The following is a 21,693-nucleotide window of genomic DNA, read 5'->3' as shown; positions in this document are numbered from 1 at the left end:
AAAAAACACTTCCATCGAGAGTGATTATTATTTAGAATAATCAATCTTTTCGGAGTATTTGAAGCCGTTAAGTGCACCGTTATTAGAGAATTCGCATGCGTTCTTAGGATCTGGATCAACTATAACTTCGATTAAATATGGTTTACCTGAGTCAACTGCACGTTGCAGAGCTGGTTTGATATCATCATAATGTGTAACAAGCTCACCACGAACACCCATACCTTCAGCCGTTTTAACAAAGTCGATTCCGCGCTCTTCATTATCACATAATTCATTTTTGTAAATTAAGTCCGTAGAAATTTGACGTCCATTATAGAACCAGTTTTGTTGTTGACGAATTAATCCCATTAATGAGTTATTCATACAGAAAATAATGACCGGAATATCATGCTTTGCAGCTGTAGCAATATCTTGTAATGACATCCCCAAGCTTCCATCACCAAGGATGTTTACACTTTGTCTTTCAGGAAATGCAAGTTTCGCTGCCATTGCTGCACCAAGGCCCCAACCCATTGTCCCCGCACCACCAGTTAATAAGTAAGTTCTTGGTACATACGTTTCAAATAATTGAGAAGACCAGATTTGGCTGATACCGCAGTCATGTGATACGAAGGCATCTCGATCTAAGAATTCACGAAGTTCTCGCAATGCACGTTCTTGTCTGATTGGAAGTGTTGTGTAATCTGTTTTTCGTGCCCATTTCTTACGCTCTTCAGTTAAGTTGACTCTAGTACCTACTTCGGCAGTTGCAGCTACTTGAGCACCAAGTGCTTTATGGGCTTCTGCAAGTTTAACCATAAATGTTTTAACATCAGAAACGATACCTAAAATCGTTGGTACAACTTTACCAATTTCCTTATTATCAAGATTTACGTGGATAATTTTCTTACCGTTTTGTGTGAATACAGAAACATTACCAGTTGAACGATCAGCGAAACGTCCGGCAAGGTTGATTACTAAGTCAGCTTCAACAATTGTTTTGTTACCGAATGGAGTATCAAGCATCGTTCCCATACGTCCAGCGAATAAAGGGTGATCGTTAGGGAAGGTATCCATCCCCATGCCAGAAGTTACTACAGGGATTTGCAATTCTTCAGCTAACGCTTTCAATTCAATGGTAGCGTTTGCAATGTTGACCCCTCCACCAGATAGTAAGACCGGTCTTTTAGCATCTTTTAATAATTCCAATGTTTTCTCTATATCAGCGTCAGAAGCTTGTGGTAAGTTATCGACTGGAGTAGAACCGATAAGTACATCTAAGTCGACTTCTATTTCAACTTTTTGTTGATCAACTGGTAAATCAAGAAGAACTGGACCCTTTCTGCCAGTAGTAGCTGTTACCCATGCTTCATGGATAAATTCAGCAGCTTTCGAACCGTCAGTTAAACGGTATGCAGCTTTCGTTACAGGCTTTGCCATTTCAACGATAGGCGCTTCTTGGAATTGCATGGTTCCAATTAAACTATTTTTTTGTTGACCGGTAATGGCTATCATTGGAATGGAATCCATCCATGCACCGTAAAGGCCAGTTAAGAAGTTAGTTCCGCCAGGACCTGATGTGGCAGCACATACGCCTACTTCACCAGTTGCTCTTGAATATCCATCAGCCATGAAAGCACCCGTTTGTTCGTGACGAACAATATATGATTCAATTTTAGTTAATTCTTTTACTGCATCATAGAATGGTAAAATCGCAGCTCCCGGTACACCATAAACATGTTTCACCCCTCTTTTTTCTAAATACAAGGCAATTAACTCAGCAGCTGTCATTTTTTGTTTAGCCATTTATATCTCTCCCTTTTGATCCTTTTTTATATTTTCAAAGATTTGAGCAATTGAATCTTTATCCCCAACGTTGCCCGGAAATACGATATAAGGTGTATCTTTGAACTTAGCTTCACTTCCGGTTAACCATACTGGAACACCGGCGATCGCTTGCCCTAAAATTTTTGCATATTTAATATCTAAGCCGTCAGTTGCCACATCACTCGAAGTTATACCACCTTTTGCGATGATGAATTTCGGCTTTACTTTTAGTGAGCGAATAACTTTAACTAAAGAACTTGAAACAGTTTGACTAATCTTTAAGTTTTCTTCCTTATCTTCCGCACTAATTAAATCTCTACTCGTATATACAAGCGTATCGCGATTAGAAGAAATATTTTGATCTACTAATTGACATACTCGTGTTAGCTCTTCAATTCTTGTTTCTTTATTTAGAACTTTCACAACACTCATTTCGATTTGTTCAATCGGGTATTTACTCATTAGTTCCTTAATTTGTTCCGTAGTTTTATTCGTGTGAGAACCTACTATAATAAAGCCACCATTGTTTTGGCTTTCATCATTTGAAACAATCTCATTAGCTGATAAATATGGACGATCCTGAATTCCCGCAATCGATTTTACAATAGATGCTGCAGTTCTAAACAAGAATTGCTTGCCAGAATCAATTGCTTTAAGAACAGCTAATGAAACGATGTCCAAATCATAATAAGATTTAGCATTTACTATAATAGGAGCATTATTGTTAGCAGATAGTAATATCTCATAAACTCTATCAATGCCGCCATTATGAATATCTTCCAGTGAAATGATCAATGCTGACTCTGAAGCTACGCTTCCATTTGTCTTTTCTTCAATCCATCTTGGCAAATTAGCGGTTTTGAAACCGAAAACGGAATCATTCGCGAATTCTGTTTCATTTACTGGTACAAGCTGGCCGTCCACACCTAAATAATGAATATTATCTATGGTGTAACGGTGTGCTTCAAAAAAAGCCGGAATGATTAAATGACCTGAAATTTGTACATCAGCAGTTTTTAATAATTCATCTTGGAGCACATTAATTTCAAGTGGATAATGCCCTCTTAATGTTGAGTCACTTCTACTGATAATTGAATAATTGATTCCCATTTCCTTAGTAACGTCAACAATGTTTTGGACAATCTCCCTATTGATGTTTTCCGTCTTTTCTGCATTATAACTTCTTGTGTTTGTTAAAATATAAAGTACACTTCTCTCATCAGATAATCCTTTTTTAATCCAGTCTTTTCCCCAGTCCGTGATGACAAAAATATCATGTACCGTTTGGACACCGGTTGGATCATCATCTAAAACGATAAACTTATGTTTTGTTTGATTTAAATGAGCTTTGATTTCAGCACGAAGGCTGTCATCCGATTTAGAGAAGAGGTCTAAAGTATCCTTTAAACTTAGATATTGGGTTGCGTTTGACAAAAACCCTCCCCCTTTCATTATCTAAAAATGTGATTAGCTAGTTACTCTATGCCCTAATAATTCATTTGCAGTAGAAATAATTCGGTGTGCTCTTAATTCAAATAAATCAAGTAATTCATCCATTTTTCCAGAAACCCCAAAACGGTCATTTGTACCGATTCTTCTTAATTTAGCTGGTTGGTTTTCCGATAATACTTCAGCAACAGCACTACCTAATCCACCTATAATTGAATGCTCTTCAACTGTGATGACATGTTTTGTTTTCGCAGCAGAGGCAATAATGGCTTCTTTATCAATAGGTTTAATTGTATGGATGTGTAAAAGTTCGGCGCTTACACCTTGCTTTTCCAATTCACCTGCTGCTTTTAGTGATTCATCAAGCATTATCCCAGTACTGATGATTGTTATATCTGTTCCTTCACGATATTTAATTGCTTTGCCTATTTTGAATGGTTCTTCTTTTTTGGTAACGATCGGTACTGGTAATTTGCCAACACGGAGATAAATTGGTCCTTCATGGTAATAAGCAGCTTCTACTGCTTTTTCCATTTCAACCGCATCAGCTGGAACAATTACCGTCATACGTGGAAGTGAGCGCATTAAAGAAATATCTTCAAGCGGTAAATGTGTTGCACCTTCTTGTGCAGCTGATGTACCAGCGTTATGACCGACAATTTTCACATTGTTATTTGAATAACATACTGAAATTCTCATTTGATCAAATGCGCGCCCAGTAAGGAAGTTTGCATAAGCATTGGCAAATGGTACTTTACCCGCCACTGCCATACCGGCTGCGGTACCTACTAAATCACATTCAGAAATACCGATGTTGAAAAAGCGTTCTGGAAATCTATTTTTATATAGATTTGTCATATTCGATTTTGCGCAGTCCGCGTCAAGTACCACTAAATTGTCATGTTTTTCTCCAAGTCTAATTAGTGCATCAGCAAAACCTTTACGTGGTGCTTCTTGATTTGCCATCTTAAGCCAACTCCTTTAAAGCGATTTCTAATTGCTCATCATTCGGAGCCATTCCATGCCAATCATGGGTATCTTCCATAAATGAAACTCCCTTGCCTTTAACCGTATGAGCTAGAATTGCAGTAGGTCTGCCTTTAGTGCGTTTAGCTTCTTTATACGCTTCATTAACTGCATGAATATCATGACCATCAATTTCAACAACGTGCCAACCGAAAGCTCTAAATTTATCACCAAGATTTTTTACACCTTTTACATTTTCAACAAAATCATCAAGTTGAATTTTGTTCCAGTCGATAATCGCACAAACGTTATCTAGATTGTAATGTGCTGTTGTCATTGCCGCTTCCCAAACTTGACCTTCTTGTAATTCTCCATCACCTATCATGCAATAGGATCTTCTATTGCTGCCATCCAGTTTTGCAATTAATCCAACGCCATTAGCTACCGATAATCCTTGACCAAGTGATCCTGAAGATATGTCTACACCTGGAATATGCTCTCCACATGGATGTCCATGTAACCTACCGTCAACATCCCTAAATGTCATTAATTCTTCGACCGGGAAGAAACCTTTTTCAGCTAATACTGAATAAAATACAGGTGTACAATGCCCCTTAGATAAGAAGAAACAATCTCGGTCTTGCCAATCTGGGTTGTCAGGATCAACATTCATGTGTTCAAAAAATAGGACGGACATTAATTCAGTTGCCGATAAAGAACCACCAGGATGACCACTTCCAGCATGGTTCGTCATTTTAACTATGTGCCGGCGAATCGTTTTCGTTAGATTATTATAAAATTCGCCTTTCTCTTTAGAAAAATCCACTATTTACTCCTCCTTTTAGTCGCACAATAAGCAACGTCGTTTCATTAAATGATTAAAAAAATAAAAATAAGTAATCTGTTGCTTATTAACTAACCTTGTTTCTTATTTTGATATTATCATCGTTTTTTGAATATTTCAAGTATTTTACCATTAAATTTTTTATAAAAATTTTCGCAGGGCAAAACACCAAAGTTCCTATTCAAAGATAAACTTGATTCAATAAACTTCCACAAAAAAAGAATTGGTCTTATACATTCTTTCAGACTGTAGACAATTTGAACGTTCTCCTCTCCGGGCACTCGCTTTCCGCGGGCGGTCGGCCCTCGGCTTTCGCCTGCGGGGTCTCCCCTAGACGCGCTTTTCTAAGCAGGAGTCTCGTACACCCGCTCCAATCAACTTTGTCTTACCTTTTAGATAGAACACTTTTGCCTAGAGTCATATTTGTTTTAAAATAGAAGTATTAATACTTGAGGTGATGAGGATGCTTTCCAAACATGATTCCATTCAGCGAGATCAACTTGAAATGATTATTTAGATCAACTGGTGCCACCGAACCATTAGTCGTAAAATGGAGGCTGCCATTGATTTCACTTTCATTTATGACTTGGTGAAAGGTTTGTATTAAGAGGTAGGATGCCTTCAAATGAATTAAATCAAGGATTGGACAAACCATGGAAAGAAGCCTTTTCCACCTGATAAATTTGATAAGGAAGGAAAAATCCCGAACCCCTTTTGTTCACAAAAAAAGAATTGGCATTATACCAATTCTTTTTCACATTATTTAATTATCCGTGTAACCAAGCCTCTTGGAAATCTTTTTACCAATATCCATTATAATTGGTTTAATTTCAGTTAATCTTTCTTCAGTCATTCGGATGCTTGGTCCTGATATACTAACAGCAGCTGTTATTTTCTTACGATTATCAAAAATTGGCGCTGCAATACAGGTGATTCCTTGTTCATTTTCTTCAATTTCCCTACCAATACCTTCATTCCTTATTTTTCCCAATTCTTTAAAAAAGGATTCTTTATCGGTAATCGTTTGTTCAGTATGTTTTGGTAAACCATGCTTGTCAATTATATCTACGATCTCATTTAATGGCAGATGGGCCAAGATTACCTTCCCAACTGCCGTACAATGCATTGGGGCACGTCTCCCTACTTGTGAATGTGTTCTAAGGGTTTCACTTCCCTCAAGTTTTTCAATATAGACTACCTCTCCTTGATCATATACGGTCAAGTGGATCACTTCATTAATATGTGATTCTAACTCTTCCAGAAATGGTTTAGCTTGAGTTCTCAAGTCAATAGATTCAAGCAGCATCGAACTTAATTCTAAATATTTATAGCCTAATCTATATTTTTTAGTTTCAGGATTTTGTTCGATGAATCCATGATCTACAAGAGTACTTAATAGTCTGAATATAGAGCTTTTATTTAAATCTAGGTTGGAGGCCAGCTCAGTAACCCCAATCCCTTCTTTACGCTTGCTCACTAATGAAATAATTGTTAATGCCCTATCTACTGACTTAACCATTTATATTAACCTCCGATTAAATCCTATATTACTGATCCTGTCTTTATCTTACCACAAGAGCAATACCCAGACATAATACCAGTCAAAAAATAAACCAAAAAAGAAGGTATGACGCCATTAAGGGCAACTAAAGTGCCCTTTTGGGTCAACCTTCTTTACATAACTTTATGCTTGTACGAAACTATTTTTTGCCGAAATGAACTTCCCAATTGGATGACTTACAATCCCTTTCTCAAAATCAAATACTAGTTGTCCTCTTACAAACGTTTTCGTCACTCGACAGTTAATCTTTCTTCCAACATAAGGGCTTTGTTGATGACGGTAATACAAATCTTCTGGCTGAATGGTGTATGATTTATTTGGATCAAGAAGAATGATATCAGCGTCATAGGAAACTTTAATGCTTCCTTTATTTCTTAAGTTAAATATTTCTGCAGGTTTAGTCGCAATCATCTTTGAGAAATCACTTACAGAAACACCACGTTTCTTAACAGCCTCGTCAAACATTAAATCAACATTATTTTGGCAGCCACTAATCCCTCCCCACACATCAAACATATTATTCGTGTTGCTCTGCTTCATTTCTGGAGGACATGGGGAATGGTCTGAGGCCAGGATATCAATTTTCCCTTCCTTAAGAGCTTCCCATAATTTATCTTGTTCTGCTTTAGTACGAAGCGGCGGGGCGCATTTCGCAACAGGTCCTATCCTTTCAAAGGTTTCCATATCCAACGTGAAATAGTGAGGACACGATTCTATCGTAACCTCTTGGCCTAGTTTACGTGCTTTAAGGATTTCTTCAATAGCCTCTTCACTGCTAATATGAACAAAATGCAATTTGCATCCAGTCTCTTTCCCCAATAACAAAGCACGTTTTACAGCATCAACCTCAGTAAAAATGGGGCGGGACTCTACATAATCCCTTGCTGTTGTCTTCCCTTGTTTTTTCTTTTCAATTGCCAGTTTATCGGTAAGCTCTGCATTCTCAGCATGTATAGATAAAATATGCCCCAATTCCGATAGTTTTTTCATACCTTGATATAAAGTAAAATCATCAACATTTTTAAAATCTCCAATTTCCTCACTGCCACATGTTGCCATAAAACATTTGAAAGCCACAACGCCTTCGTTAGAAAGGTCCTCTAAATCTTGGAGATTATCAGGAACTAATCCACCATACAAAGCATAATCAACATACGCCTTATTTTCAGCAGATCTTAATTTTAAATGCAGTGAACTCTTTGTAGTCGTTGCCGGCAAAGCGTTTAATGGCATATCTACAAATGATGTTGTTCCTCCTGCAGCCAGTGCTTGAGTTCCTGTTACAAACCCTTCCCACTCCGTTCTGCCTGGCTCGCAAATATGGACATGGGCATCTATCATCCCAGGCATGACATATTGATGAGCAGCATCTATGATTTCAGCAGATTCTCCGGTTATTTCTATTGAAATTTCTGCAATCTTACCATGAAGTATACCGATATCTAGTTGTTCCACTGTATTTTCAATTACTACATTTCCGTTCTTTATAACTAAATCAAACTTCATTCTCCCAACCCCTTTTTGCAATTTTCAGTATATTGACATTGTTCAATTGCCTTGTTCATTTCCTCCTCAGATTGCATCAATCCATTATAAATAGACAGAGAGAATAGCCCCCGGAAACATAGAAATACAAGTCTACTTTTCAAAAATTGTACCCTTTTTGAATTTTGAATCTTTAAATGCAAATTTCATCAAAAGCAAATATGCACTGCCTCCCACAACAACGCCGATAATCCATGCCAGCTCCACTTTCAAACAGGCTGCACCGGCGCCGATTAGCAATGCAAGCACCGCTGCTGGATTATACCCGGCAAATGGACCGTCTTCCTTATACAAATCTGCAACATTCACCTTCTGCTTTCTTAATATATAATATTCGACTAATAATATAGAAACAATCGGTCCTAAAAATGCCGAATATATAAGAATGAAGATTCCAAGACCCTTTGCCGAAGAATCCTGCACAAGAACCCAAGGGAATGAACAAAATGCAAGCAGTCCGGTTATGGTAACTGCAGGTTTATATTTCATTTTTGTAAGCAATGTAATAACATAGGTTGGCGGAATGATATTGGCAACCATGTTTACTGCCACCGCACCCAAAACAATAAATGCGGATACAAAGAGGGTAATATACGAGTTATCCACCACGACCGCAAATGCTTTGACAGGATTGTTGATGCCGGTTGCGGAAGCAAGCATTCCACCGATTGTAAGTGTCAAGCCGTACGCTGTTAAAATAGGAAGAAAGTACAAAAACCCGCGTTTTTTGTCGCTAATACCGGTTTTTAGCTCTCTTGAATAGTCCGCTGCACTTAAAAAGATAGCCGCATAATTCCCCATAAACATCATGATCAATGCAAAGAAAGGTAAGCCCCATGATCCTTCTGCATGAACCCATTTTTCTGCAATAACATCGCTATAGGAGGTTAGTAGAACGCCAAATACATAGAGAAGCGCAAGTACAATAACAATAGACGCAAGCGTTTCCACCCATTTAATGGCATGGAATCCATACAGCGAAAGTCCAATTTGCACTAACTGCAGCACGACAAAGCAAATGGCAACATTATCAAAGGCTCCCCCCGTCATAATCTTCGCAATTTCATTCAAGGCAGTACCGCCAATCCAACTTTGAAAACCGTACCAAACGATGGCGGGAATACCGCGCATCAGTGATGATATTACGGAACCTTTCAGGCCAAAGGACATTCTAAGCTGTACAACATATGGGATACCCGTTCTGTATCCGAGCCTATCATTTAAAGCAAAAACAGTTGAAATGATACCAATTGCCATGATAGCTGCGGCAAATGTCTGAAAGATGTTTAACGTAGCGATTCCCGCTACAATCATACTGGCTCCAAGCGTCATATTACCTAGATTAACACCGTCACCAACCCACATGAAAATATAGTCTACCGGACTTACCGTCCTACCTTCCTCGGTTTTCGGATTAAGTGATTCATCCACACCCGTATCATGTTGGATCTGCGTTTCTTGTGGAACGTAACTTTCTAAATTTGTAGACATAATACATCCAACCCCTTTTTTATTGTTTGCCGCATTTTAATGCATTGGTTAACAAGTTAGGTCTTAGATGTTTGCCAAGGCTATGATATGTTACAAACTTCCTTCTAAGTGGTCTTTTCCGTCATCATTCACAGGAATTAAAATACGAATTTGTTTTGTTAAAAGTACTATTTTCCATCACTCGATGTATTGTCGCGTATTAAGCAACGTAGTTTCTTTGAATTTGCAAAAAAAAAAACACATGACAACACTTTAAATCTGAAAATGCTTTCGAAGGGCTGTATCACCTCCTTAAAAACTCTAATGGTAAACGCTTTCATTAACTGTATATCAAATTACAATTAAAGAAATATATCTGACAAGGAAGAAGAAATCTGTAATTCCTCATTAAAATGAAGATTCGACTCAATTTCACTAAGATGAATGAGAGATAAGCGTTCTGCAAGATCACCATCCCTTTGCTTAATGGCATTAAAAATTTGCAAATGATCGTGAGAACCACATGTTTCCATTTTACCTCTTCCATAGATTGCTATAATCACATAAGTTAGGGAAATCAAGTCTTCCAGATATTGATAAAAATACGAATTCCCTGCGATTTCAGCTATTTTCAAATGAAAATCCCCAGAGACTTTTAAAGATTCATAAAAATCCAGACTACCATAAATATGTCGTTCTTCTTCTACCAGAGTCTCTAGTTCTTTTAATTGTTCCTCATTATAGAGTCTGCATGCTCTTCGCACTGCTTCCCCTTCTAAGATTCTCCTCATTTCAAATACTTCTTTTGCTTCTTCAATTGTTGAACAGGAGACAAAGGTACCTTTATGCTCTTTAATTTTCACTAATTTTTCATATTCCAATCTGCGCAGAACATTTCGAACAGGGGTACGGCTTACGCCAAACGATTCAGCAAGATCCTTTTCTATGAGTTGCATATTTGGCCGAAGCTTTTGCTGGATAATAGCTTGCTTGATTTTTTTATAGATATCCATTTCTAAACTATTCAACACTTTATACCTCCCCTCAATGAAGAATTCAAAATTGAATGCAGTATTGTATACAATACTGGGTAAAAAAATTTGAACTGGATTATTGTACTAAATTTTATATGATTGATCATTTAAATTAAGTTGTTTAAGTTGCTTCAATCTGTCTGTTTTCAAAGAACATTGCCAAATCTCAAAAGATCTAGCTGCCCTTCCTGTCCCTCAATAAGCAACATCGTTTCAATAAGTGAGTAAAATATAACATTTTATTCTATATTTCACATTTTTTATACTATCACCACTAATTTAGTTTTTCAACAAAAAAATTCAAAATTCAGAATATTTTTATCTCCTTATTTACATAAAATAAATACTATTATAGCAGGATGCAATTTTTCTACTTAAGACTATTTCTTTAAGGTAATAACAACTTTTGCACCTCACCACCCCATTATTAATAACCATATAGGAGAAGAAGGCTGACCTTTTGAAAGGCAGCCTATCTACTGAGAAAAAAGATTTTAATGCAGTAACATTTTACTTCTTAGGATCTTTAAACATGGTGTATATTCCTTACTTATATCACTTTTTAACTTTTATAAATGATTTAATTGCTTTTATAGCTGCTTCATAGTTCGGATGTTCCGTAATTTCCGGAACGTATTCAACATACTGTACGATATCATTTTCATCTACAACGAATACTGCACGGCATTCTAAACGATGTTCCTTTATATATGTGCCATAAGCTGTTCCAAATGACATCTTAAAATGATCTGAAAGGGTTTGGACTTCTTCTATTCCTGCTGCTCCACACCATCTTTTTTGTGCAAATGGAAGATCTACACTAATTGTTAACACTTCTACATCATTTCCTAGATTGCTAGCTGATTGGTTAAATTGCCGTGTTTGTGCGTCGCATACTCCTGTATCAAGAGAGGGAACACATGAGATTAGGCGGACTTTCCCTTTTGAATCTTCAAGTGTAACTTTTGAGAGATCGTTTGCTAACACTTCAAAATTTGGCGCTTTATCCCCAACACGAATTTCACTCCCAATCAACGTAACTGGATTTCCAGCAAATGTTACTATACTTGATCTTTCTATAGACATATTATTTTTCCTCCTATTACCTTAGCAATTCTTCTAAAAAAAGTTATCTTCAACGATAAGTAGTATAGCCATAAATTATGTGGTTAAAGGGTTTATGCATGTATCTAATATATGGGGTACTGTTCAAAGGTTCGTATCATATTACTCCTTAATCATAGTAAGAAGCACTATCACTACTTATTAAAAAGTTTTCAATTTTTTCTTTTACTACGTTCTGAACTGCGTTTTGGACTAAAGTCAATGTTTCAGTCGGTAGTTCCGACCACTCTTTTTCTGTAACATGAATTTCTCGATTAAGAGTTTTTATCATCATATGTTCTAAATCTGTTGCAATATTCACTTTACTGATTCCACCATTAGGAATTTGAATTGCATTCTTTATCATCTCTGAAGGAGTGCCTGAACCGCCATGTAACACTAAAGGTACAGATGTTAATGCACGAATTTCCATTAATCGATCAATATCAATTTTTGGATCTTTAACGAGATAAACCCCATGTGAAGTTCCGATAGAAATCGCTAATGCATCAATACAGGTCTCTTCAACAAACTGTTTTGCTTCTTCAGGCTCTGTAAATAGCTCTTCATCAACGTCGGTTTCAATAAAGTCGGTTGTCCCTATCTTGCCTAATTCAGCTTCTACAGTTACGCCTTTTGAATGTGCATACTCAACAACCTTTTTTGTTATCTCAATATTTTTATTGAATGGTTGCTCTGATGCATCAATCATAACGGATGTAAAACCAACTTCGATGGCTTCTGCAATTACATTGAAATCCTTCGTATGGTCTAAATGTAACACAGCAGGGATCGTAATATTCTCCTCTTGGATCACACGATAAAACTCTCGGCTAAATTCCGCTAAATTAATTCCATATCGTTCCTGCTCCCTCTCAGAAGTTTGAACAATAACCGCAGATTTCTTTTCTTGGGCCGCTCTAAGTATAGGAGCTACCATCTTTGTAGCTCTAGGGGTAAACGAACCGACAGCAAATTGATTTTGCGTAGCTACTGCAAGTACCTTTGTTAATGAACTAACATTGTTTGGTTTTATATTTACTTTCATTCATTCAAACTCCCTTAAAGATGATTTAACTTATTTCGTTCATTCACGCCCTTTAAGTTACCTAATAAGCAACAGTGTTCCCTTTTGATTTTAAATACTTTTCTGAAAATCCAACATTTCCCCCTCTTTCTTACCCACTATCTGAAAAAAAGCGTCTGTATTTCAATGTACAGGATTCGGCATCTGACAGCCTCTTTTCAACAAGGGTTTTCTAAATATAATGCTATTACCACGTAAAAAAACATTCTCAACAAAGATAAATGAATCCATTTACTTACTAAATTAGCAATTCAAATTAGGCTTCCACTATTGTTCCTGACTTTAATGAATTTTCTTTTTCGGTATTATTGCCAATCGTAAGGGCAATAATTGCTGCTACAATGATGGCTGCAATCATTAATATGAAAGTTGAATTGTAAGAACCACCGCTGCTTTCAATCATATAACCCATTAATAACGGGGAGATAAATCCTGCAATCGATCCGAAACAGTTAACAGTAGATGAACCTGCAGCCATTATTTTCGCAGGAAGCGTGTCAACAACCAGTCCCCAGAATGCTCCTTGAGCTAAGAACATGAAGAATGCAGCAACACATTGATACGTAATGACCACTGCAGTGGAAGTAGATTGAAGCATTAATAATAATGCCAGCCCACTAATTACAGCATTAGGGATAAACACCCATTTCCTCTTTCCTTTTACTTTATCTGACAAGTACCCACCAAGAATAATGGAGACTGTACCTACTAAATACGGTAAGGCACTGAAAATGCCAGTATCCATTAAAGAAAGCCCCCTAACATTTATCAGATAAGATGGAAGCCAAGAAGTGAAGCCCCAGAAAGTAATATCAAAGAAGAACCAAATGAACGCCATTTGCCATAAAATCGGTTTTTTAAATAGTTCCTTAAAGGAAACTCCTGAGTTTTTTTCTTCATTCGATTTTTCATTCTCAATGTCTTCCTCTAATTCTGCAAGCTCTTCTTTCGTCATTTTAGGATGATCTTTCGGATTATCTTTGAATTTAAACCAGATATACAGACCGAGTATAATGCCCGGAATACCCATTACGATAAAAACGGTACGCCATCCAAATGCCCCAATAATTGCTGCAGCAGCAATAGCAGCAATAGCCGGTCCTAAAGTATTAACTGTTGACTGAATTCCAGTAGCTGTTCCTCGTTGTTTACTGGGAAAGTAGTTAGCTATTCCTTTATAAGCAGCACCTGGTAAACATGCCTCACCTAAACCGAAAACGAATCGAATAAGTAACATAAGTGGATAAGAAAAAATAAAACCAGTCAATGATGTGAAAATTGACCACCAAACAATCGCAATGCTCATCACACGACGAAAGCCAAATTTATCTGATAACATCCCGCCTGGAATTTGGAACAGTGCATACCCCGCAAAGAAAATACTTAACAGTAACCCTTGAGCTGTTGCCGTAAGATTAAGATCTTCACCAATATATGGCAATGCAATAGTGATTACCATTCGGTCCAGGAAAGAAAACAGCCAACATAACCATAATACGAATAAGACAGTATAACGAACTTTCCATTTAGATTTCTTTTTCAGCTGCAGTTGTTTGTTCATTAAACAAAAACCTCCTGAATGATTTCATTTCCATCATGTAAAGTTGTGCCTTTTCTAAACTAGTTACGGTGTTACAGTAAAAACACGGTACATTACCAACTGATAACCTTTATACAAGCGCTTACATTTCTTCCATTCCACAAAATAAATCATTAACATACATCGCCATAACTTTTTACCGGTGCTGTAAACTAATTTTATTACCTATTATTTCCCGTCCAATGAAGCACTTCAAATCATCTTTCTCCCCCCTTATAAATAGATTTGAAGAATATTAAAACTGAAGATGTTTAATCAACACTTCCGGTTTCCTAATAAGCAACACTGTTCCTTTCTATAACCAAAAAATTTTGTATAAAAAGAATGATTAGTTATGTCGAACTGTATAACAATCATTGTACTGATTTTTTGTTTTAAAGTACTAGGCAAGAAGGCGTCGCCATAGACTTTATTTCCTAGATAGATTCTTTAGTCCCTTCATTATCAGTTATCGTTGCTTATTAGGAAACATAGTTTCAACAAAAAATCAAAATCATCTTATTTATAATATTCTTACCTGAAATGAATTCTAACATGTGCATGAACCACTTTCAAGAAAATTCTGAATTTTACATCCTTCCCCCCTAAAGTTTATGACACAGCCTTTCTCTTTTACTAGTAATGTAATAGTAATTGATATTTTATTGCTTTGATTTTATAAGATCAGATGAACTAATAAAACACCAGCAATTACAATAATACTGGCTTTACCCTATACACGTCCTCGAACAATAGAAGGTTCTTTCGCAAACATGACTATGAATACGATGAACATATTGATAGTTACCTTTGTCATCGGGCGAGCTATTAAAGTGCTCAACAACAAATAAAGAGGGCCATCGTTGGTATAAATCGCCAGCAACATCTATGCAACATGCCGAGTTATCCTATTAAAAATAAGCTCTTAAAACATATGACAAAACCCCACCTGGTTCCCATAGCAACTGGTGGGGTTTCTAACTGGCTTCTACATCTACATCAACCGGGAGGTCCATCTTTGCAATCACGTCCTTTCGTTTAAACGGCTAATTTACTGTATTCATCCAACTGATCTTTAGTTAAATTTTTGATGAAATGGTCAATGTTTATCGACTCGATTTCATACCTTTCACAAATCTTTAAATAACTTTCATAAGCTTTGTCATAAATGTTCATCATCTAGATTCCTCCTTCTGTTATATAACAATAAATTTAACTTATTAATAATATATAACAACCTTGTTTTCCCGTCAATGTATTTTTCTGAAAATTCGGTAAGAATTTCATTCTCTTAGTATTTCCCATATTGTTCTTAGCTAACCGTCTTATAAGAAAAAGCCGCCTTAGCGACAGCTCCGATCATAAAGCAAGAAATAGAATGCCTGTTACATTAACGACCGATGAATAACGTAAAAAACCAACTCTCCATATAGGAAAATTGGTTTTTATCATTTCAACGATAGATTATCCAAGCAATGCAGTCAGTCATTATTTGTAACTGCTGCAAGCACAGTGTATTTAGTTCTGCCACTAATAGCTTCGCCTAAAATTTAGCCTCTCCAAGGGAGACTCCACAGGCGCCGTGCCTAGAAGGCTCCCGGACCGCCCGCGGAAAACGAGTGTCTAGAGTGGAAAATGAATTGATTTCGGCAAACTCGATGATTATCAGGTTTGCCTACAGTCTGAGCAGGTACTCCGGCCTGCTATTTCTTACATATCAACTAAACAGCGCTTTGTTTGTTCCCTTTTTTGAAGGGGATGGGGTCGGGAGTATTTCTTTTTGTAATATAGGACCGTATGTATCGACACGACGGTCTCTAAAGAATTGCAGAATTTTTCTGGTCTCTTCTATTTCTTTTAAATCAATTTCTTGGACAATAATTCCTTCTTCCTCATCAAGTGAAGCTAAAATATTCCCGAATGTATCGCTAATGAATGTACCGCCGTAAAAATTCATGTCCTTTTCCTGGCCCACTCGATTTGTCGCAGCAACGAATACACCATTAGAAATGCCATGAGCGGAAATTGCCTTTTCCCAGGATGATCTTGTTGATATCTCGGGATGATCTGGCTCTGAACCAATAGCAGAAGGATAGAATAATATTTCTGCACCTTGTAAGCTCAAAATTCGGGCAACTTCTGGATACCACTCATCCCAGCAAATCCCGACTCCTATTTTTCCATAAGCCGTTTCATAGACAGGATATCCAGTATTGCCTGGAACGAAATAATATTTTTCATGATACTGGGGACCATCCGGAATATGATTTTTTCTTGTAATCCCTAAACATTCCCCATCAGCATCAAATACAGCTGCACTATTAAAATAAATACCAGCACCTGCTCTTTCGTAAAAAGGGACAATCAAGACAATGGCCAATTCCTTAGCCAATTCACCCATTGCGGCCAATGTACCGCTATCTACATCTTCTGCTAAATCATAATTTTTCACACTAACCGTTTGCGGAAAATATTGCGAAGAAAATAATTCCTGCAAGCAAACGATTTGTGCGCCTTTATTTACTGTTTCTTTTATTTTCCCTATCGTTTTTTGAATATTTTCCGCAATGAATTCCCCGCAATGAATTTGAATAAGCCCAACTTTCACTTTTGACATTTTCTCACTACCTTATCATTTTTTATCTTATACGGTTGTGACGACCTGGTTTTCATATACGATCTTTCCATCCATGATCGTCATCTTTACTTCTGTTTCAAGAATTTCCTCTGTTGATATGCTAAATAAATTTTTATTTAATACTGCGATATCCGCTATCTTCCCTGCTTCCAATGTGCCTAATTCCTTTTCTCTGAAAGACCCGAATGCCGGTGTAGCCGTGTAATACTTTAACGCTTCTGCTAATGTTACTCCTTCCGACTCTTGCCATGCCTTCCCGGTTAAATCTTTTCTCGTGATTGCCTGATAAATGCCCATCATGGGATTTAAGGGCACTACAGGAAAATCTGTACCAAAGGCAATTTTTGCACCAGTATCCATGAGTGTTTTGATAGGATAATAGAGTGGTTGTTGTTTTTCACTGATTCTGGCCGTATATGCCTCACTTTCCATTAATTCAATATGTTTAGGTTGAAATGAGGCGATTACATTTAATTCCTTAAAGCGATGAACATCGTCTGGATGCAATACCTCCACATGTTCAATGACATGTCTGGCGTCTCTTTCCCCATTTACGTTTCTCGCTTCTTCAAATGCATCCAATGCTAAGCGGACAGCACCGTTGCCAATAGCATGGAAACGAATTTGAAATTTTTCCTTATCTGCCTTTTTTACTAATTGTTTAATTGTTTCAGCTGGAAAAGTGGTCCCGCCTTTTGTTTCAGGACGGTCTTTGTAATGATCCAATAAAAAAGCAGTATGACTAGTCACGACACCATCTATAAATTGTTTTAATCCAGAAAAGGTAAGCTTGTCTGACTGATAATTTTTTTGTAATTCCTTGGCGGCAGCTACATCCATTTTTAACTCCGGCGAAAAGTGAATTCTGGTTGTTAGTAACCCTTCTCTCTCAAATTCCTTAAAAATTTCAAGGTCGTCTAATGGATTCGGAGCAATTTTAGCTCCGTATAAATCATTTACGGATGTGATTCCCAACCTTTTTGTTTCATTAAGAAAATCTTGGAATAGGCTTACACGTTTTTCTTTCGGTAATTTGTATGCATGTTCTGATGCATATCCAATTGCCTGTTCAAATAGAAGGCCTGTCAGTTCCCCATTTTCATCTTTTCCAATTTCCCCATATTCCGGATTTGGGGTATCCTTCGTTAATTGGATCATTTCCATCGCTTTACTATTGATCCATGCGTAATGCACTTCCGCATTGAATAATAAAACGGGACGATCACAAATATATTTATCCAGTGTCGTTCTATGCGGCAGCACTTTATTCTTCCAATTGGTATGATCCCAGCCAACACCGAATATCCACTCATCATTTGGTCTCGTTTCTGCAAATTCGGCTACTATTTTGGCTGCATCTTCTTCTGAAGCTGCATCAAATAATTTGGCACTATCCTTCTGTAAAATGCTTCCCATCATAATGTGCATATGAAAATCATGAAATCCCGGAATGATCAGCCCTTCTTCGAAGTCATACACCTTTGTTTGATCTCCAAGGAATGACATTATATCTTCTTTAGAACCGATTTTAATCATTTTATTATCTTTAATAGCGATAGCTGCCTGTATAGGCTCATCTTGTAATCCAGTAAAAACATGTTGACCAGAAAGAATGATATCTGCATTTACCATTATTATCCTCCTTGATGCATAAAGCTTTTATGCTTGAATTTCTTTTTCAATCGCACTATCAATAGAAAGCTCTGGCGGCCGCTTACTAAACATTTTCGTATTTGAAAGCAGCATGATGACACCAATTCCGAACCATCCTAGTCCGAGTAAAAGTGCCTTTGAATCAAGACTGGTCCATAACCAAATTGTGAAACTCGTACCAATAATTGGAAGTATTAGATATTTAAGTGCATTAATTCCTTTTCGCTGTTTTTCTCTAATAAAATAATGGGAGATAACCGAAAGATTTACAAAAGTAAATGCAACAAGCGCCCCAAAGTTAATAAAGGATGAGGCTGTCACTAAATCAACAAATAAAGCAGATAAAGCAAAAATACCCACCAAGATGATGTTGTATGTTGGAGTTTGAAATTTCGGATGAATATGACCAAATATTTTCTTTGGAAGAACTCCATCTCTCCCCATCGCATACAAAAGCCGCGAAACACTTGCATGAGCTGATAAACCGGAAGCCAGCCCCCCGGTAATGTATCCTGCTAGAAAAATAGATTGAAATAAATGCCCCCCGATGTACATGGCAATTTCCAAGGAAGCGGAATCTGGATCTTTAAAGGCTTGGAAATTCGGGTAAACAAGGTGACTGATGTATGAGATGGCGACAAACAGACCTCCTCCTATTAATGCGACGAGAAAAATGGCCTTTGGTATCATTTTTTTCGGATTAATGGTCTCCTCCGAAAATGTGGTAACAGCGTCAAATCCTAAAAAAGATAAACATAAAATGGAGGATCCTGCCAATACTAAAGATAGCGGTATATCGCCATTCACGAATGGAGAACTCATGAATAATGTTCCTGAACCCATTCCGTACAGTAACCCTTTAATCGAGAGGAATGTAAATATAACGATTATTAAGAATTGAAAGGCAACTAATAATAGATTTATTTTTGTTGCTATTTTCACTCCAATTATATTTACAGCGGTGATTAAAATGACAAAGGCAATTAACCAGACGGAAAAGGGAACGGATGGAAAATACGCGTTTAAGTAAATGGCGATCAATAATCCATTGATCATTGGCAAAAATAAATAGTCCAATAGGATGACCCATCCCACTAAGAATCCAAGGTGAGGATTAAGGGCCTTTTGAGTAAATGTATAAGCAGAACCGGCAACAGGGTAGGCCTTGACCATTTGACCATAACTATAGGCTGTAAACAACATACCTACCAAAGCTATGATATAAGCAGCCGGCACCATCCCTTTCGTTATTTCCGCAACAACCCCATAAGTTGAAAAAACTGTTGTAGGTGCCATATAAGCCAATCCAAATAGCACTAAGGGAAATACTGTTAACGAACGTCTTAATTTTGCATTCTCCATGTATCACTCCACCCTTATTCGTGATTAATTAATTTATATGCAAATACCATACCAAGTGGGTATTAATGTCATTTTCCCAACAATTGCAATATACAGATTATTTGATTAATTAAAAGGTTTATGCAATTCTACATCAATTATTAAATATTGCATAATCAGTCGTCCTGTGACGGGATATGGCAACCCATTATTCAATACTTTTCTTCTTCAGCTAGCCGTCCTCGGCGCTCACTATCGTATATGTAAGAAATTCTATTCATTAGGTCATATATTAAGGAAAAAAAATTAGCTGGGCCGTTTATTATTTTACTAATGCCCTCGCTGCATTAAGGATTCAGGGAAAAAGTTGATGAAGGAATCAAAATGCACACATAACACCGTCCTATTAACGGACGGTGTTTAACTTATCAAAGTCAGCAACAATAAAGTCATTTAAAAGTTAAATTGTACCTTTCATTCTAATTACTTTCACACCTAACTCAGATTTAAGTTCTAGCATTGCTTTTTTAAAAAAAACTATTGCTTGCTTGTTACTTGGTGACACACGAAGGTGGTATTCATCAACTCCATTGTTTTTAAAGAACTTCAATCCCTTTAACTTTTGAGTTATAATTGATGTTTTCCTTTTCCGTACCCATTTACTTATATACAATATTAAGTACTTTTCCCTTGGTTCCAAAAGAAAAAGCGATTACCTGGTATAGGAACCGCCTTCAACTATCTTTGCAAAGTCATCAAGAGTAGTTGAATACTTGATATAAATTCGTGGTAAAAGATAAAGTTCGTCTTTAATGCCCTTCTCAGAAAATAGTTCAGGAGTTGTCGTAAGTCCAAACAAATAATATTTCTTCGTTTCTTCTACGACTTTGTCATTGAAATTTCCGTATGGATACGCAAGAGCATTAACTGGTTTGCCTGTTATTTTTTGAATTTTATCTTTGGACCCTTTCAGTTCATATTCATAATTTTTTATTTCCGTCAAATCAGGATGTGTAGCCGTATGAGACTGGATTGAGATTATACCCGAATCAGCCATCATTTTTAAATCCGATTTCGATAATCGGTTTGAACGACCGATAAAGTCAGAAATAACAAAAATGGTACCACTTGGTTTAAAACGTTCGTTTTCAAGTTTTTGAAAGATAGCAAATGCATTCAGATTGTTTTTGTATCCGTCATCAAAGGTAATGAAAATGGGTTTATTTTCTTTATAAATGTCTTGCCAACGATCAAAAGTTAATAATGTGTAGCCATGGTCTTTTAAATAAATCATTTGTTTCTGGAAATTATCAGGAGTTACATATAGCTCCTTAGAACCCTGCCCAGTAAAATCGTCAATCGAGTGATAAATTAAAATAGGTACTTTTCGTTGAGCAAAAACTTGTGATGGAAGAATTAAGATAAGAAGACATAAGAAAAACATTACAACCTTTTTCATAAAATTCCTCGCTTTGCATCCTTTTTATTTCTTTTCATTTTATGGTGCCTCAAAAGCATAGTTCTATTATGATTTCTCCCATATTTGATTCTATCTCCCATTGATCAATGGTGACTTTGATAATCCCAAATGAAAAACAAATTTCTTAAAACACTAA

Annotated in this window: 16 protein-coding genes; all 16 read right to left on the bottom strand. The window is 36.8% G+C overall.

Annotated elements, in window-relative coordinates:
• Positions 1–27 precede the first annotated feature (27 nt).
• On the bottom strand, positions 28–1,785 hold the full coding sequence (locus tag ACJ9PY_RS05115; RefSeq protein WP_057275699.1) for a thiamine pyrophosphate-binding protein: 1,758 nt from the start codon (positions 1,783–1,785) through the stop codon (positions 28–30).
• Entirely contained in the window at positions 1,786–3,240 is a 1,455-nt protein-coding gene (locus tag ACJ9PY_RS05110; RefSeq protein WP_328134938.1) for a four-carbon acid sugar kinase family protein, read from the bottom strand.
• A 33-nt stretch (positions 3,241–3,273) separates the two neighbouring features.
• Positions 3,274–4,221: a transketolase family protein gene (locus ACJ9PY_RS05105; RefSeq protein WP_411739602.1), complete on the bottom strand. Its 948-nt coding sequence runs from the start codon at positions 4,219–4,221 to the stop codon at positions 3,274–3,276.
• Position 4,222: 1 nt separating this feature from the next.
• Positions 4,223–5,047: a transketolase gene (locus tag ACJ9PY_RS05100; protein WP_034314956.1), complete on the bottom strand. Its 825-nt coding sequence runs from the start codon at positions 5,045–5,047 to the stop codon at positions 4,223–4,225.
• A 781-nt stretch (positions 5,048–5,828) separates the two neighbouring features.
• Entirely contained in the window at positions 5,829–6,584 is a 756-nt protein-coding gene (locus tag ACJ9PY_RS05095) for an IclR family transcriptional regulator (RefSeq protein WP_034314964.1), read from the bottom strand.
• Positions 6,585–6,749: 165 nt separating this feature from the next.
• Complete coding sequence (allB, locus tag ACJ9PY_RS05090; protein WP_411739601.1) at positions 6,750–8,132, bottom strand: allantoinase AllB; 1,383 nt, start codon at positions 8,130–8,132, stop codon at positions 6,750–6,752.
• A gap of 132 nt (positions 8,133–8,264) precedes the next feature.
• A complete protein-coding gene (locus ACJ9PY_RS05085; protein WP_057275695.1) occupies positions 8,265–9,662 on the bottom strand; it encodes an NCS1 family transporter in 1,398 nt (465 codons plus the stop codon).
• A gap of 341 nt (positions 9,663–10,003) precedes the next feature.
• The gene (locus ACJ9PY_RS05080; RefSeq protein ID WP_230134720.1) at positions 10,004–10,669 is read right to left on the bottom strand and encodes a GntR family transcriptional regulator; all 666 of its coding nucleotides are present in this window, start codon (positions 10,667–10,669) and stop codon (positions 10,004–10,006) included.
• A 561-nt stretch (positions 10,670–11,230) separates the two neighbouring features.
• Positions 11,231–11,761, bottom strand: a complete 531-nt coding sequence (gene tpx, locus ACJ9PY_RS05075) for a thiol peroxidase (RefSeq protein ID WP_283930081.1) — start codon at positions 11,759–11,761, stop codon at positions 11,231–11,233.
• A 148-nt stretch (positions 11,762–11,909) separates the two neighbouring features.
• Complete coding sequence (locus ACJ9PY_RS05070; RefSeq protein WP_411739600.1) at positions 11,910–12,827, bottom strand: class II fructose-bisphosphate aldolase; 918 nt, start codon at positions 12,825–12,827, stop codon at positions 11,910–11,912.
• A gap of 295 nt (positions 12,828–13,122) precedes the next feature.
• Positions 13,123–14,427: an MFS transporter gene (locus tag ACJ9PY_RS05065; protein ID WP_057275692.1), complete on the bottom strand. Its 1,305-nt coding sequence runs from the start codon at positions 14,425–14,427 to the stop codon at positions 13,123–13,125.
• Between the two features lie 1,056 nt (positions 14,428–15,483).
• The gene (locus tag ACJ9PY_RS05060; protein ID WP_153246179.1) at positions 15,484–15,624 is read right to left on the bottom strand and encodes a hypothetical protein; all 141 of its coding nucleotides are present in this window, start codon (positions 15,622–15,624) and stop codon (positions 15,484–15,486) included.
• A 538-nt stretch (positions 15,625–16,162) separates the two neighbouring features.
• Complete coding sequence (locus tag ACJ9PY_RS05055; RefSeq protein ID WP_063577199.1) at positions 16,163–17,062, bottom strand: carbon-nitrogen hydrolase; 900 nt, start codon at positions 17,060–17,062, stop codon at positions 16,163–16,165.
• Positions 17,063–17,089: 27 nt separating this feature from the next.
• A complete protein-coding gene (locus ACJ9PY_RS05050) occupies positions 17,090–18,715 on the bottom strand; it encodes an amidohydrolase (RefSeq protein ID WP_249596944.1) in 1,626 nt (541 codons plus the stop codon).
• Between the two features lie 27 nt (positions 18,716–18,742).
• Positions 18,743–20,098, bottom strand: coding sequence for an APC family permease (locus tag ACJ9PY_RS05045; RefSeq protein WP_411739599.1), 1,356 nt, complete (start codon positions 20,096–20,098; stop codon positions 18,743–18,745).
• A 691-nt stretch (positions 20,099–20,789) separates the two neighbouring features.
• A complete protein-coding gene (locus ACJ9PY_RS05040) occupies positions 20,790–21,536 on the bottom strand; it encodes a polysaccharide deacetylase family protein (RefSeq protein ID WP_411739598.1) in 747 nt (248 codons plus the stop codon).
• Positions 21,537–21,693: the final 157 nt, after the last annotated feature.

It is taken from the genome of Peribacillus sp. S4, assembly GCF_046715815.1.
Lineage (GTDB): Bacteria > Bacillota > Bacilli > Bacillales > DSM-1321 > Peribacillus > Peribacillus frigoritolerans.
Note: the sequence above shows the minus strand (reverse complement) of the source record. Positions and strands in the feature narration are given on the sequence as shown.